Source organism: Acidovorax facilis, assembly GCF_023913775.1.
GTDB lineage: Bacteria > Pseudomonadota > Gammaproteobacteria > Burkholderiales > Burkholderiaceae_C > Acidovorax > Acidovorax facilis.
The window spans coordinates 1-14,978 of the sequence record NZ_JAMXAX010000073.1 but is presented as its reverse complement, the minus strand read 5'-3'; the positions used below and the strand labels follow the sequence as shown (position 1 = coordinate 14,978).

The 14,978-nt window shown below is 66.4% G+C and carries 14 protein-coding genes; 9 read left to right on the top strand and 5 right to left on the bottom strand.

The annotated features are described in order from the left end of the window. Positions 1–15 precede the first annotated feature (15 nt). Positions 16–828, bottom strand: a complete 813-nt coding sequence (locus NFX52_RS18600; protein ID WP_055398762.1) for an MBL fold metallo-hydrolase — start codon at positions 826–828, stop codon at positions 16–18. Between the two features lie 114 nt (positions 829–942). Here NFX52_RS18600 and NFX52_RS18595 point away from each other — a divergent pair, with 114 nt between their 5' ends. From NFX52_RS18595 to NFX52_RS18570, 6 genes are all read left to right on the top strand, one after another. Beyond that, positions 943–1,932, top strand: a complete 990-nt coding sequence (locus NFX52_RS18595; RefSeq protein ID WP_055398764.1) for a GlxA family transcriptional regulator — start codon at positions 943–945, stop codon at positions 1,930–1,932. 131 nt (positions 1,933–2,063) lie between these two features. After that, positions 2,064–2,465, top strand: a complete 402-nt coding sequence (locus tag NFX52_RS18590; protein ID WP_055398766.1) for a GFA family protein — start codon at positions 2,064–2,066, stop codon at positions 2,463–2,465. A gap of 51 nt (positions 2,466–2,516) precedes the next feature. Continuing rightward, entirely contained in the window at positions 2,517–3,362 is an 846-nt protein-coding gene (locus NFX52_RS18585) for a PPK2 family polyphosphate kinase (RefSeq protein WP_055398768.1), read from the top strand. Between the two features lie 194 nt (positions 3,363–3,556). Then, positions 3,557–4,864, top strand: coding sequence for a Glu/Leu/Phe/Val family dehydrogenase (locus NFX52_RS18580; protein ID WP_055398770.1), 1,308 nt, complete (start codon positions 3,557–3,559; stop codon positions 4,862–4,864). A 377-nt stretch (positions 4,865–5,241) separates the two neighbouring features. Next, positions 5,242–6,897 carry a class I adenylate-forming enzyme family protein gene (locus NFX52_RS18575; RefSeq protein ID WP_055398772.1) on the top strand — a complete coding sequence of 552 codons (1,656 nt, stop codon included), beginning with the start codon at positions 5,242–5,244 and terminating at the stop codon, positions 6,895–6,897. Then, complete coding sequence (locus NFX52_RS18570; RefSeq protein ID WP_055398774.1) at positions 6,894–8,270, top strand: MFS transporter; 1,377 nt, start codon at positions 6,894–6,896, stop codon at positions 8,268–8,270. Before NFX52_RS18575 ends, NFX52_RS18570 begins: the two co-directional genes overlap by 4 nt. A gap of 54 nt (positions 8,271–8,324) precedes the next feature. On the opposite strand, the gene NFX52_RS18565 is transcribed toward NFX52_RS18570, so the two are convergent. Continuing rightward, positions 8,325–8,744, bottom strand: coding sequence for a BLUF domain-containing protein (locus NFX52_RS18565; protein ID WP_055398776.1), 420 nt, complete (start codon positions 8,742–8,744; stop codon positions 8,325–8,327). 223 nt (positions 8,745–8,967) lie between these two features. Between NFX52_RS18565 and NFX52_RS18560 the strand changes: the two genes are divergently transcribed. Further along, the gene (locus NFX52_RS18560) at positions 8,968–10,056 is read left to right on the top strand and encodes a sensor domain-containing diguanylate cyclase (RefSeq protein WP_055398778.1); all 1,089 of its coding nucleotides are present in this window, start codon (positions 8,968–8,970) and stop codon (positions 10,054–10,056) included. 15 nt (positions 10,057–10,071) lie between these two features. Here the strand turns inward: NFX52_RS18560 and NFX52_RS18555 are convergent, their stop codons facing one another. Both NFX52_RS18555 and NFX52_RS18550 read right to left on the bottom strand, forming a co-directional pair. After that, positions 10,072–10,896 (bottom strand): EAL domain-containing protein, encoded by an 825-nt coding sequence (locus NFX52_RS18555; RefSeq protein WP_055398780.1) that lies wholly within the window; start codon positions 10,894–10,896, stop codon positions 10,072–10,074. Positions 10,897–11,015: 119 nt separating this feature from the next. Further along, a complete protein-coding gene (locus NFX52_RS18550) occupies positions 11,016–12,158 on the bottom strand; it encodes a hypothetical protein (RefSeq protein WP_252635774.1) in 1,143 nt (380 codons plus the stop codon). Positions 12,159–12,345: 187 nt separating this feature from the next. On the opposite strand from NFX52_RS18550, the gene NFX52_RS18545 reads away from it, so the two are divergent. Both NFX52_RS18545 and NFX52_RS18540 read left to right on the top strand, forming a co-directional pair. Continuing rightward, positions 12,346–12,993: a DUF8692 domain-containing protein gene (locus NFX52_RS18545; RefSeq protein ID WP_055398784.1), complete on the top strand. Its 648-nt coding sequence runs from the start codon at positions 12,346–12,348 to the stop codon at positions 12,991–12,993. A 56-nt stretch (positions 12,994–13,049) separates the two neighbouring features. Then, positions 13,050–13,691: a hypothetical protein gene (locus tag NFX52_RS18540; RefSeq protein WP_055398786.1), complete on the top strand. Its 642-nt coding sequence runs from the start codon at positions 13,050–13,052 to the stop codon at positions 13,689–13,691. 28 nt (positions 13,692–13,719) lie between these two features. Here the strand turns inward: NFX52_RS18540 and NFX52_RS18535 are convergent. Next, positions 13,720–14,978 (bottom strand): SH3 domain-containing protein (locus NFX52_RS18535; protein WP_252635773.1); only part of this gene is annotated, 1,259 nt, incomplete at its 5' end.

The following is a 14,978-nucleotide window of genomic DNA, read 5'->3' as shown; positions in this document are numbered from 1 at the left end:
CTAGCAGCTATTCATTTAGTAGCAATCAATGGCTGCACGACAAGGAAAGTCTCTGCTTTCACCGTCCTCCGGCACCCACAGGCGGTCTGCCCAGCCGCCATCCACCGCCCGCTGGCGCACGGCTGCGCGCGTGGTGGGGCAGTGGTCCAGCGCCTGCAGGTGGTTCACCACCAGCGTGCCGTGGGCAAGCTGTGCGGCTTCGGCCATGTCGGCTGCGTCCATGAGGATTTCTGCCCCCACATCGAACCGGGCCCCGCCCGCAGGCAACACGGACACCTCAGGCTGCAGGCGCGCCAGGCAGTCGCGCACCGTGGACGTGAGCATGGTGTCGCCCGCCAGGTAAACGCTGGGCTCGCCCGGCAGCTCCAGCAGGTAGCCGTGGCCGTGCTCCATGAAGCGGCCCACCCAGCCGGTACCGTGCACACACGGGATCGGCGTGACATGGCCGCCCAGCGCCAACGGCTGGCGCCCTTGCCCCGCCAGCGGCCACACCAGCAGGCCCCGCTGCGCTAGGTAGTCGGCATCGCGTGGCATGCAAATCACCGGAATCTGCCGTTCGCGCAGAAAGCGCTTGCCTGCGCGGTCCAGGTGGTCGAAATGGCCGCGTTGGCAGTGCGTGATGAGGGCGTGGGTCACACGCTGCAGCAGCGCGTCCGTGCCCTCTGGCAGGTCCACGATGGGATTGCGCTGGCGGCCCGTGCCCAGATAGCGCAGCGCGGGCAAGCTGCCTCGGGGTGCGAGCATGGGGTCTACCAGCAGGCCCACGGGGCGGCCCTGGGATTGGAACTCAAGAAGCACGGTGGCGTTGCGCAATTGGGTGATCTGCATGGTGTGGGCTCCGAAGCCAGTGGGTATGCAGTGGATTGTTCAAAATCGGGCGCCCGGGGAGAATGGCCTGGTTTGACAATTTCTATCCATTTCAAGCCACAACACCTTGCCACCATGCGCCGCACCGCCACTCCACCTGCACCACCCCTGCGCCTGGCACTGCTGCTGTACCCCGGTTGCATGCCCGCTGGCCTCTTCGCTACCGCCGACATGGCCCGCGCCGCCAACCTGCGCGCGCAGCGCCCGGTCATCACCACCTGCTGGGCCGGCGCAGACCTGCAGCCCCTGCCCATCTGGCAAGGCCCCGCCCTCACGCCCAGCGTGGCCCTGGCGCAGGCCGAGGTGGACGCGGTGCTGGTGCCAGGCCTGTGGCTGTCTTCGCCCGACGGGCTGCAGGCGCCGCAGCAGCAACAGCACATCGCACCCGCCATCGCGGCGCTGCGGGCACTGCCCCGCCGCACCCAGGTGTGGAGCTATTGCGCAGGCGTGGCGCTGGCTGCGGCCAGCGGCCGGATGCGCGGGCGCAGCGCCACGGCCACCTGGTGGCTGCGTGACCCGCTGCAGCAGCAGTTTGGCGCGGTGCACTGGCGCTTTGACGAACCTTTGGTGGAAGACGGCCCCATCACCACCGCGGCAGGCGCCAACGGCTACCTGCCGCTGATGCTGCACGCGCTGGCAACGCGGCTGGACGCTGAAGCCCTGGCAGATCTGCAGTCGCTGCTGATGCTGCCCCGCCCGCGCACCACCCACCCGGCGTTTGCCGGGCACGACCTCATGGCAGTGGCCGACGCCGAACTGCGGCGCGCGATGCTCTGGGTGCAGCGTTGCCCCGCCACCGCACTGCGCCTGCCCGCACTGGCCGAGGCGCTGGGCCTGTCGCCCCGCACGCTGGCGCGGCGGGTGCAGGCGCACACGGGGCTTTCTGCCGCGCACTGGATGCGGCGCATCAAGCTGCGGCAGGTGAGCGAGGCCCTGTGCGACACACCCCTGCCGCTCAAGCGCATTGCAGAGAACCTGGGCTTTGCCAGCGAGGCGGGCCTGCACCGCGCTTTTCAACAGGCCACGGGGCAGACGCCGCTGGCCTACCGCATGGCAAAGGGCTGAAGACCACTTGCGCTAGTGAAGCAGGGGGAGACCACACCTGCCAGCATCCTCCAGGCGAACGATGCCGACGCAGCCAGAGTTTGCGATCATCCTGACCGGCCCACCCCCTCTGGGCCCAAGGAGCGATCCCCATGCCATCAACCTACACCGCTACCTGCCACTGCGGCGCCGTCGAAGTCGAGGCCACGCTGAACCTGGCACAGCCCACCTACCGCTGCAACTGCAGCATCTGCCGCCGCACGCGCTTCTGGCCTGCCGTGGCACTGCCCGGGGGCTTTCGCATCACCCGGGGCGAAGGCGACCTCACGCGGTACACCTTCGGCACCCACAAGAACCACCACTACTTCTGCCGCCACTGCGGCGTGCGCGTGTTCGGCCACGGCACCGACACTCCGATGGGCGAGATGTACGGCGTGAACGTGGGCTGCATCAATGGCCTGACCGACGAAGACCTTGCGCGCCTGGCCATCGTGCGGGTGGACGGGCTGCACGACCAGTGGCAGCAGGCACCGGCGCACAGCGAGTATCTTTGAGGGCCTGTTGAAATTCCCGGCGCATCGCGCCGCACTGCCCGGAGCCCCGCCATGCCCTCGCCTTTTGACAACAACCCGTCGCCCCTCCTGCAACGCCTGCGCCCGTGGCAGCCCGGTGGCAAAAATGCGGCGCTGAAGGACTTCGACCCCGGCGCCAAGCCCTTCTCGCTGGGTGACAAGGCCCAGGACAAGGCAGCCGTCGAAGACCTGGCGGTGGAACTGGACGGGCTGCAGAACCTGTTCTACGCCGACAAGCGCTACAAGCTGCTCGTGGTGCTGCAAGGTACCGACACCTCGGGCAAGGACGGCACCATCCGTGGCGTGTTTGGCCGCATGAGCGCCCTGGGCGTACACGCCGTGGGCTGGAAGGCCCCCACCGAAACCGAGCGCGCACACGACTACCTCTGGCGCATCCACCAGCAGGTACCGCAGGCGGGCGACATCACCGTGTTCAACCGCAGCCACTACGAGGACGTGCTGGTGCCCGTGGTCAACGGCTGGATCACGCCTGAGCGGCACCAGCAGCGTCTGGCGCACATCAACGACTTTGAACGCATGCTCAGCGAGACGGGCACCATCGTGCTCAAGTTTCTGCTGCACATCGGGTTTGACGAGCAGCGCGAGCGGCTGCAAGAGCGCCTGGATGACCCGGCCAAACACTGGAAGTTCAGCATGGGCGACATTGAAGTGCGCAAGCAGTGGGCGCAGTACCAAGATGCCTATGGCACCCTGCTGGCTGCCACCCACACGCCCTGGGCGCCCTGGACCATCGTGCCCGCCAACTCCAAGACGCACCGCAACCTGATGATCGCCACGGTGCTGCGCGAGGTGCTGCAGAAGCTGGACCTCCGCTACCCGGCTGGCGACCCCGCGCTGGCCGGCTTCACGGTGAAATGACCGCTCGTGCGGCAGTGCAGCACGCTGCCTTCTCGGCGTTTTCACTGGCCACATTTTTGTTGCAGTGCCGCATTGGGCGGTGTTTTCCCGTGGTTATGCATTAATTGCATAGCACCAAAACACTACGGCCTTAGACAGGGTGCAGCGGCAGGCATAAGCTTCGCAGCCTGAACTGATCCCACAAGGAATTCACCATGTCGCAACCCGTCGGCGCCCCTGCCGCACAATCCCACCCCCTGCCCTCGTACCTGCAGGCCGACCACCTCGGCCCCTGGGGCAACTACCTGCAGCAGGTAGACCGCGTCACCCCCTACCTGGGCAGCCTGGCGCGTTGGGTGGAAACCCTCAAGCGTCCCAAGCGCATCCTGATCGTGGACGTGCCGATCGAGCTGGACAACGGCACCATCGCCCACTACGAAGGCTATCGCGTGCAGCACAACCTGAGCCGGGGCCCCGGCAAGGGCGGCGTGCGTTTTCACCAGGACGTGACGCTGTCGGAAGTGATGGCCCTGTCGGCCTGGATGTCGGTGAAGAACGCTGCGGTGAACGTGCCCTACGGCGGCGCCAAGGGCGGTATCCGCGTGGACCCCAAGAAGCTCTCGATGGGTGAACTGGAGCGCCTGACGCGCCGCTACACCAGCGAGATCGGCCTGTTGATCGGCCCGTCCAAAGACATCCCCGCACCCGACGTGAACACCAACGGCCAGATCATGGCCTGGATGATGGACACGTATTCGATGAACACCGGCGCCACCGCCACCGGCGTGGTGACCGGCAAGCCCGTGGACCTGGGCGGCTCGCTGGGCCGCGTCGAAGCCACCGGCCGCGGCGTGTACACCGTGGGCGTGGAAGCCGCCAAGCTGACCGGCCTGGCGCTGGAAGGTGCCCGCATCGCAGTCCAAGGCTTTGGCAACGTGGGCGGCATTGCGGCCAAGCTGTTCGCCGAAGCAGGCGCCAAGGTGGTGGCTGTGCAAGATCACACCGGCACCATCTTCAACAGCAAGGGCCTCGATGTGCCCGCGCTGCTGGCGCATGTGAAGACCCGTGGCGGCGTGGGCGGCTTTGCGGGTGCCGATGTGATGAAGGCCGAGGAGTTCTGGGGCGTGGACTGCGAGATCCTGATCCCTGCAGCGCTGGAAGGCCAGATCACCAAGGACAACGCTGGCCAGATCAAGGCCAAGCTCGTGATTGAAGGCGCCAACGGCCCCACGACCACCGAGGCCGATGACATCCTGCACGACAAGGGCGTGCTGGTGCTGCCCGACGTGATCGCCAACGCGGGCGGTGTGACGGTGAGCTATTTTGAATGGGTGCAGGATTTTTCCAGCTTCTTTTGGAGCGAAGACGAGATCAACGCTCGCCTGGTGCGCATCATGCAGGAGGCCTTTGCGGGCATCTGGCAAGTGGCGCAAGAGCACAAGGTGAGCCTGCGCACCGCCACCTTCATCGTGGCCTGCCAGCGCATTCTCCATGCGCGCGAAATGCGCGGACTGTACCCGTAAGCCCCCTGAGAGGCTGCGCCGCTTCCCCCGAGGGGGACGCACCCGGTGGCCTGGCGGAGCCAGTTCCACGGGTGCACTGGTGTGAGGGCTGCGCGCCCCGCAAAGGCCACGCCCATCCAGGTGGCAAGTCCCTTTCAAAACCGCCAGCGCCGCGATCCGGTCCTGGCGGTTTTTTGCTTTTCTCCGTGTTGGCACACATGCGCTGTGGCGCTGTGGCGCCGCAGCGACGGTGCCGGGATGCCATGTGCCGCTGGCTGGTCCAAACCGACCGCACAGCCGTGCCAGCAACAACAAGATACGTGCACATACAAATTGTGGCGGCTTGCAACCTGCGCACATGAAAGACTGGCTGGCCATGCCTTCTCTCGGAGACTTCCGTGGCCTTTCCATCCCTGCGCAGCCTGGTGGTGCGCTTTCTGCTCAGCCGCCTGCGCACGGCGCGGTCGGTGGCGCGCCTGGCGTACCGACGCCATGCCCACAAACCCGCGCTCATCGACCGGCGTGGCACCCTCACCTACGCACAGCTGCAAGAGCGCGTGCAGCGGCTGCAGGCCTGGATGCAGGCGCAGGGCGTGAAGAAGGGCGACGTCGTGTTCACCCTGCTGCCCGAGACCGGTGAACAGTACGAAGCCCGGCTCGCCACGTTCGAGAACGGCACCATCTTCGCGAGCTTTCACAAACACCTGCCGGCCGATGCGGCGCTGGCCACCATGGTCCGCGTCCGGCCGGCGGTGCTCATCCACGACCCGCTGCTGAGCGCGCCCATCCTCCAGGCCGTGCGCGAACAACTGCCAGGGATACACCTGCTGGCGCTGGGAGAAGACTACGAGCAGGCACTGGCGCAGCATGCGCCTGCCCCCGGCACGGCCGCGCTGCACGAAGACGATATCTTTGCGCTGCACATGACCTCGGGCACCACGGGGCTGCCCAAGTCCATCGGCTACAGCAACCGCAAGTACCTCGACAGCGTGCGGCTGATCTCCAAGTCCATCGATTTCCGCCCCCCCGCCAGCCGCCAGGACGTGAACATGCTGGGCCTGCCCCTCACCGGCCCTGGCTCGGGCCTGGTGCTGCCCACCCTGCTGGCGGGCGCCACGCTCGTGATGCCCGAAGACTTCAGCGCCGCCACGCTGGCCGCGTTGATCCAGAAGCACCGCGTCTCCCGCGCCTTTTTGTCGCCCTCGGCCATCATCGACCTGCTCGACGAGCCCACGCTGGGCCAGTACGACCTCTCGTCCCTTACGCACGTGCCCTATGGCTCCGAGATGATGCCGGCGCCCAAGATTGCCGAGGCCATCCGCCGTTTCGGGCCGATCTTCCAGCAAGGTTACGGCTGCCTGGAGGCGCTGCCGCCCATCACCTGGCTGCTGCCTCACCAGCATGTGGACGCGCAGGGCCAGCCACTGGGCAATGACATCCTCTCCACCGTGGGCCGGGTGATGCCCGGGGTGCAGGTGGTCATCCGCGACGAACAGTTTGCGCCCCTGCCGTTGGGCCAGATGGGCCTCATCACCGTGTTGACGCCGGTGCGTTTTGACGGCTATTGGCTCGACCCCGAAAAAACCCAGGAGACGCTGCGCGACGGCTGGGTGGTGATGGGCGATGTGGGCTATTTCGACGCGGCTGGCTACCTGCATGTGCTGGGCCGCAGCGCCGACCGCGTATTGCGCCACGGGCAGTGGCTGAACCCCCGCGAGGTGGAAGAGGTGGCGCACACCCACCCCGCCGTCAAGGAGGCCTGCCTGGTGCAGCACGGTGCCCGTGCTGTGCTGGTGCTGAGCCTGCGCCAGAGCTGGCGCACCGGGCATGACTGGCAAGCGCTGGAGCACGACCTTGCCCAGTATCTGGCGCACAAGCTGCCCGCCGACCACCAGCCGGACGATGTACGCATCGTCGAAGAGATCCCGCGCAGCTTCCTCAACAAGATGCTGCGCCGCGAGGTGCGCCTGATGCTGGAGGCCGCCCCGGCCCGCGTGGCCCATGCTCCCACCACAGGGAGCCCGACGGCGTCTCTTTCGGCCGCGCATCCATGACGGGCCCCGCCACCCAGCTCTCGCTGGGCACCAAGCTGGGCTATGCCACCGGCAATGTCGGCCTGCAGATGCAAATTGCCGCCATGAACTTCATGCTCATGATCTTCTACACCGACGTCGCCCTGGTGGCGCCTGCCGTGGCCGGCGCGGCGCTGCTGGTGGGCAAGGTATGGGACACCATCAACGACCCGCTGTTTGGCTGGATGACCGACCGCACCCGCTCGCGCCTTGGCCGCCACCGGGTCTATCTGATCTATGGTGCGGCTCCGCTCGCCATCGCTGCAGCAGCGGTGTGGCTGGTGCCCCCTGGCCTCAGCCCGTGGGCCGCGTTCCTGTGGATCGCCCTGACCTACACCGTGTTCGACACGCTCATGACCCTGGTGCAGCTGCCCTACCAGGCCATGGCTGCCAACATGACCCGCGACTACGACGAGCGCACCAGCCTCACGGCCTATGCATCAATGGGCGCCCTGCTGGGTTTTTTTGCGGGCAGCGTTTTCATGCCCATGCTGGTGCGCGCAGCCCCGGACGCACGCACGGGCTATGCGCTGGCGGGCTCGTGTTTCGGGCTGGTCGCGGGCGTAGCCGTCGCCGTGGTGGCCTGGCGCGTGCGCGAACCGGCAGAAAGTGTGGCGGAACAGGCGGTGCGGCCTGTGGATGCCGATACCCCCGCAATGTGGGAGTCGGTGCACGAGACCTTGCGGACCACGCTGCACAACCGCCCCTTCCTGATGCTGATGGGCGCTGCAACGCTGGTGCGCCTGGGCCTCACGCTCGTGCAGGCCTCGCTCGCGTATTTCGTGATCTACCAGCTGCAGGGCGACAAGGGCGACCTGCCGCGCTTCATGGGCACCCTGCTGGGCGTGGTGGGCCTCTCGTTGTTCATGTGGAAGCGCGTGGTAGACCGCTGGGAAAAGAACCTGGCCTACATCCTGGGCCTGGTGTTCTGCGCGGCCGGGCTGGTGGCGCTGTACTGGGTGGGTCCGGGTGACCAGCGCTTGGTCACCGCCATTTTGGTGGTGGTCGGTATCGGCATGGGAGCCCACTGGATCGTGCCTTTTGCCATGGTGCCCGACACCATCGACCACGGCCACATGCAAACGGGCGAACGCAAGACCGGCATGTACTACGGCCTGTACGGCCTGATGGACAAGCTGGCACGCACGCTGGCCACCGTGCTGGTGGCTGGCATGCTGGACGTGACGGGCTATGTGCCCAACGTGGCGCAGTCCGCCACGGCGCTGCAGGGCATCACGCTGATGACGGGCATACTGCCGGCGGTGTGCCTGGTGCTGGCCATTCCGCTGCTGGTGGCCTATCCGATCACCCGTTCACGCCACGCAGACATACTGGAGCGCAGTGGCAGGCACTGAGCCCCGGCAATCGCCCCGCCCTACACGGCCTGTTGCGGGCCGTGGGTCGCCAGGTCATTCCAGCCAGCGTACGTTCTGCAGAATCTCGTCGAAGAAACTGCGCAAGGTGACTGCAGACATGCTGTAGGGATCGAAATCTGCAGTCCCCGAGTATTTCAGGAACAGCTGGCGATTGGATTCGAGTGACGCAATCAGCCCCATCGACCAGCCGGTGAAGCGCCGGCAAGGAATTTCGCTCATGTCCAGGACCGCCGTGTCGCGGTGGCGGCCGTCTTTCAGCAAGCGGTGGTACAGCGCGTTGACGGCAGCCCGGTCACCTTCGAGCAGTTGCAGAAAGATGCCGTTGTTCAGGCACAGGGCGCCCGTGATCCCGGCGCGGGTGTTGTTGCGCTGCGAGGCCCCCAAAATGTCCTTGACGTCTGCGGGCCCCAGCACACGCGAAGACCGGCTCGCGTAGATCAGTTGTATCAACATGTGTGTCTCCAAAACGCCGAGTGTGTCAGCGCTGGCCTTGCACGGTGGCCCGCTCGGAAAAAACCCCTCAAAACCCATCGCCGAATCCGCCCGAAGGGACTTCAAACGGACTTCGAATACCCGGGATGGGGCATGGGTGGAGGGTCTTTGCGCGCAAGTGCACCGCAGCCAGAGGGGATCGTGTAACTTTCGGTAGCTCAACTCGGTACCCGGTACGACACCCATGACGGAATTGCCGCCTCCCCTGCCTGCCGACGACGCCCGGATACAGGCGGCGCTCACCGACACGCTGCGGTTGGCTGCGGTGCGCGAAACCGGCTTGCTCGACAGCATCGCCGAAGAGAGCTTTGACCGATTGACCCGCCTGGCCTCCACGATCACTGGCGCTCCAGTCACCTTCATCTCGTTGCTCGACGCGCACCGCGACTTCTACAAAAGCACATTTGGCATGGGCGAGCCGTTGAGCACGCTGCGACAGCTCACCGGGCGGACGTTCTGCCACTACTCCATGGTGTCTGACGGGCCCCTGGTGCTGGAAGATGCCACGCAATTGCCCGTGTTCCGCGATGTGCCCACCGTGGCGTCGCTCGGGGTGCGCGCCTACGCAGGCATCCCCCTGAAAACCGAAGCGGGCGAGGTTCTGGGCAGCTTTTGTGCAGTGGATTTCAAGGCCAAGCAGTGGACGGAAAAGGACATCGAAATCCTGGTCGAACTGGCCCACTCCACGATGCGCGAGATCCGGCTGCGCCGGGCATTGCGCGACGCCGAGGTGCTCAACCAGCAGCTGGTCGAACAAATCCAGAAGGTGGACGCACTGAACCTGGCGCTCAACGAGCTGGCCCGGACCGACCCGCTCACCGGCCTGCGCAACCGGCGCGCATTTGACGACAGCCTGGAGCTGGAACTGGCCGTGGTGGAGCGCACGCAGTCGCCCCTGAGCCTGCTCATGCTGGACGTGGACCATTTCAAGCAGATCAACGACAACTTCGGCCACGAGGCTGGCGACAAGGTGCTGCGGTCCATCGCGCAGGTGCTTAGTGGCTGCGTCAGGATCATCGACATCGTGGCCCGGGTGGGCGGCGAGGAGTTTGCCGTGATCCTGCCCCACACCGATGCACAGGGCGCCCACGAAGTTGCCCAGCGCATGCGTGTAGCGGTGGCCCAGGCGGGCTGGCTGAGCCAGCCCACCACCATCAGCATTGGTGCGGCCAGCTTGCGGGATGCAGAGAGCGCGTGCAGCCTCTTTGCACGGGCGGACGCAGCGCTGTACGCCGCCAAGAAATCCGGGCGAAACCGCGTGGTGACGGCGTGAACCGCCTGAGGGCGTTCAGCGCGATGCGCTGCCGTACGCCGAAGCGTCTACCGTGGCCACCGAACGAAAAGCCGGCTTGGCAAACAGATAACCCTGCATCAGGTGTATCCCCACATCGAACAGAAAGTCACGCTCGGCCGGTGTCTCGATGCCTTCGGCGACGACCTTGATGTTCATTTCCTCGCACAGCCGCACCAGACTGCGCACGATGGCCTGGCGGGCGCGGTTGGCATCCACGTTGCGGATCAGGTCCATGTCGATCTTGATGATGTCGGGCTGAAAATCCGACAGCAGCTTCATGCCCGCATAGCCTGCACCGAAGTCGTCAATGGCGGTCTGGAAACCGCAGCGCTTGTACTCGCGCAGGATCTGGGCAAACCAGGGGCCGTCCTCAATGCGCTCGCCCTCGGTCACCTCAAAGATGATCTGAGAGAGCGGAAAACCGTTCGCCCTGGCAGCCTCCAGGGTCGTGCGGATGCACACCTCAGGTTTGTAGATCGCATTGGGCAGAAAGTTGATCGACACCGGCTGCGCCATCCCCAGCTCTGCTGCGCCTTTGATGGCTTTGACCCGGCAGGCCTGGTCAAAGCGGTAGCGGTTGTGGTCGTTGACCTGCGCCAGCACGGTCATCGCGCCCTCGCCACCCGGCCCCCTCACCAGTGCTTCGTGCGCAAAGACCACACGGCGCTCCACGTCCACGATGGGCTGGTACGCGTAGTCAAACTGAAACCCCAGCCCCACGGCCTTGCCGCAATCCTCGCAGTCCTTCGGAGTGCCGCCCAACGGGACGAAACCGACGGGGAAAGAGGCATTGGACGGGGAGAGGGGAAGCACGCGCATGGCCAGGATTCTCCGTTCGATTCACCAAACAAGGGGGTTGGGCTGGATTTGACCTCACACAGGCCACTGCTTGCAAATGACCGGTGTGCAAAGAGCTTGATTGGCGCCCCGTATTGCCATCAAGCGCTGGACGCCGGGCCCACCGGTTCGGGCGGCAGCACGCCGCGCATTGCCAGGCAAAACGGCTGCACACATTCAGCCCGCGCGGCATAGGGACAGCCCACCGTTTCGCACAGGCCGGATGCGCCATTGCGCGCACGCTCATCCTCACGCGGCACCTGGCCGCTGGCCTGCAGCACGGCCATCTGCGTCCACGGGTCCAGACGGCCCGTGGCCTGCTGGAGCATGTCGCGGCCGTACACCGTGGCGGCCAACTGCGGCTGCAAGTCCAGCACCAGCAGCGCACTGGTGCGCGGTGCGGCGGCGTCCATGCCCTGCAACACCAAAGCCATCACGCCCGACTGCAGCGGCTGGCCGCCCCCGGCAAACGGCACCTGCAGCGCGGCGCCTGCAGCACTGGCGTTTGCGCTGGCCTGTGCTGCGGCTGCACCGGTCGCTGGCGACGCCTGCGTCGCCAGCCATGGCACCGGTGCACGCAAGGTCAGCGCCAGCCCGCGCGGCCCCTCGGGTGTCAACACCACCCCCTGACGTACCAGCCAGGTCTGCAGCGGCGGCTGGTCGGCATCCAGCGCCCCACTCTCCAGCGCCTGCGCCATGCCGATGGGCCAGGGCTGCGCGGCCACTACGCGCTGCGGCACCCCGGCCTGGGCCGTGACCTGCGCCACGAGCGTGCTCACCAATCGCAGCAGCGGCGCACCCAGCCCCGTGGCAGGCCAGTCAACGCCTGACAACGATGCCGCCGAAGGGGTGGACACGGCGGGTGCCGACGTTGGCGCCCCCACGGGAAGTGGGGGCGGCGCCAGCAGCGTTAACGGCCCACGCGGCGCAGGTCCCGCCTTCACCCCTGAAGCGGCAGCATGGCCCGCTACTTCGCGCCGTGGGTCAAAACCCGCACCCAACTGCTCGCGCGCCTGGGCTGAAATGCCGGCCTTGTCGGCCGGTGCGGGCAAAGGCCCAGCGGGGGGGCTGGGCGAGGTGGTTGTGGGCGGCGGCACGCTCGGGTCGGCCGTGGGCAGCGGTGCGGGCGCAGGCGTGGGTTTGTCCAGCCCCAGCAGTGCGCTCTGCCGCTGCAGCGCCGCCTCGGCCAGAAACTGGGCCACGGGCGGAAGCGCGTTGCGGGAGGGGTCGATGGGGAGGGACATACCGGATGGGCAGGGAGATGCCGGATTCTGGAGCCATTCACCTTGCATGACCAGTCCCAGTGGCTCGATCCGGTGCGCTATATTTTTTATAGCATACAATGCATACCCATCGAGCGCAGAGGCCACTTTTGACTCACAATCCAGGGGCCGCCCAGGCACAGCAGCCCTGCCGCTCTTCAAGCCCGCCATGCCCTCACACCGCCAGGTTTCCACGCCCTCTCCGGGCACCGCGCCACCGCCCCTCCCCTGGGTGGTTCCGGCGCTGCTCGGCGCGGTGGTGGGCTTCTTGCTGCTGGGGGCCTGGTCCCTGGCACCGAACTGGGAGCGCGCCTTCCGCTCCGACCAATCGCCCGCCGCGTGGTTGTCGGGTGCACTGCTGCTGGCGCTCAGCGTCACGGCCCTGCGGATGGTTGGTGACCGCGCCCTGCCCCGGCTGCTGGGCGCCTGGCTGGCGCTCGCGTTTTTCGTGCTGGCGCTGGACGAACAGTTCATGCTGCACGAGCTGTGGAAGTTCCGTTGCCATGAGTGGACGGACGCCTGCCGCTGGAGCCCCGTGCGCGAAGCCCCCATGCTGGCCGTGGCGGCGGTGGGCCTGTTCACCATGGCCTGGCTGCACCGCGCCTTGCTGCACACCGGCACCCGCGCCCTGCTGTGGGCGGGCCTGGCCGTGGGCTGGCTGGCGATTGGTGTGGACCAATGGCCCGAAGTGCAAGCGCGCTGGCGCAGTCTGCCCGAGCTGCCAGCGCTGCTGACCACGCTGGAAGAGGGGCTGGAAGTGGTGGCCGAGGCGCTGGTGTTGGGGGCGTTGCTGCGGCAACCGGGCAGCCAACGCTGACCGTTGCGCTGACACAATCCCCACTGCATACAGTCAGAGAGTCCAGAAGGCGCCCCATGCATATCACCCACCGCATTTCGACCACCGTCGCCTTGCTGGCCATGGCGGCTGCAGCCGTCGCACAACCGCAGGAATTTGCCACTGCGAAAGCAGCAGTAGCTGCACTGTTCCCGAACCAGACATTCGTCGAATGGACTTCCACCGCGGGCAATTGGAACGGCGATGGCGTGCAGGACCTCGCTTTGATCCTCAACGAAGTTGACGGGCCTGTGGACCGGCCGATGGAAATACGCCTTGTAGTTCTGGCGGGCAAAGCGGGCGGCGCATACACACCGCTTTCTGCCTCTTCCAGTTACTGCATGGCGCAAAAGTTCTACAACCTCGAAGCCAAGGGCACGTCGCTGTGGGTGACCGCTGTGGACAAGGCGGAAGGCGATGTATCAGCCACCACCACCTTGCAGTTCCGCTTCAGCCCACGGCGTGGCGACTTTGAACTGATCGGCAAGGAAAACGTCTGGGAGGTTCAAGGCAAGGAATACGGCCGCAGCAGCGTCAACTACCTAACCGGCAAATTCATCACCTACGAACGGGTCAAGGGCCGCGTCAAGGTCAGCAAAGAAAAGCGCTTTGTAGTCCCTTCGCTGGCCCTGCTCAACGGGTTCAACTGCAACACCTACGACGACGGCGTATCCCCTTGAGCATGGGCAGACCCTCAGCCTGAGCCCATCAGGTGCACTCCTGATCCACCCAGTGCCCCGCCCGGAACCACTGGCCGCCGATATTGAGGTACCAGCGCCATTCAAAGATCGGCTCGAAGCTCATGCCGCCGGGCGAAGGGGTGTCGATGCGCAGGATGTCTGCGATGCCATCGCGGTCCAGGTCGATCTCGTGCACCAGCACGGCAGTGGTCTTGCGCTGGGGCTTGTCCCGGATGGGCGGGTCGGCGGGCTGCATCCAGCTCGTGGCGTATCGCCGGGTCTTCACCTTCACCGCGTCAGGCGGCAGCTTTCCGGGCAGCACCAGGCGGGTCAGCACCTCGGCACTGTCGGACAGCCTAGCGTAGCCGCGTACGGGCTGGGCTTCTTCGCCAGGGTCGTTGAACCCGCGGCCGGGGTAGTGGCCGCCGCAGTAATGGTCTTCGTTGCTGATGTCCCAATAGCGCTGGCGCACGGTGTGGGCCCCCACCAGGCCCTGGTGGGTAATGGCATAGAGGTTCAGCGCAGGGGCAAAGGCCTGGTCGGCAGCGCCCACGTCCCAGAAGCCGGTGATGTATTCGATTTCAGGCCCATTGTGGCGGTTGAACCGGCCCACGGGCGCCCCGGTAGGAATTACGCTGATGCGGGCGCCCGCCACGGCAGCCAGGCCGTCGGCATCGGTCTCATGCAGCAGGGCCACGCTGGTGTGGCTGCGAAAGTACGACGGGGCAATCGTCGGCAAGGTCGGCTTGGCGGCCAAAGGGGTCACGGCGGGAATGTGGTCCACGGCACGGGTGGCCAGCTTCAGGTCGTCCAGCGGGTTGACGGGGCGGCCCCGGTCGATCTCCTGCTCGGGCCGCAGCACCACGCCAGCGCGCATGAGCTTTTTGGCGGCCTCCCATTCAGGACGCATGGGGTACTGCACCGGCATTTCATGCGCGTGGCTCTTGACCAGCGCGGGCAGCTGCAGGGCTGGCGGACGCGGCAGAGCGTTGCCGTAGGCGCGCAGGCGGTTGGGTGACGGTGCCACCCAAAAGGCGCGGGCCGCATCCTTGCCCGCCTGGGCCAGGGTGAGGGGCTGGTCGGCCAGCAGGTTGCAGGCGATGTGGGCTTGCAATGGCTCGGGCAACGGGGGACCCAGCCGCGCGTCGCCCGCATAGAGCACTGCACACCAGCCGTCGCGCTCGGTGAGCTGTTGCAGCACGGTGTTGGCGGGTACTTGGGCGACGATGCGGGCCTGGGATTGAGCCGACTCGCGCAGGTTGACCCACGAGCCTTGCACATAGCGCT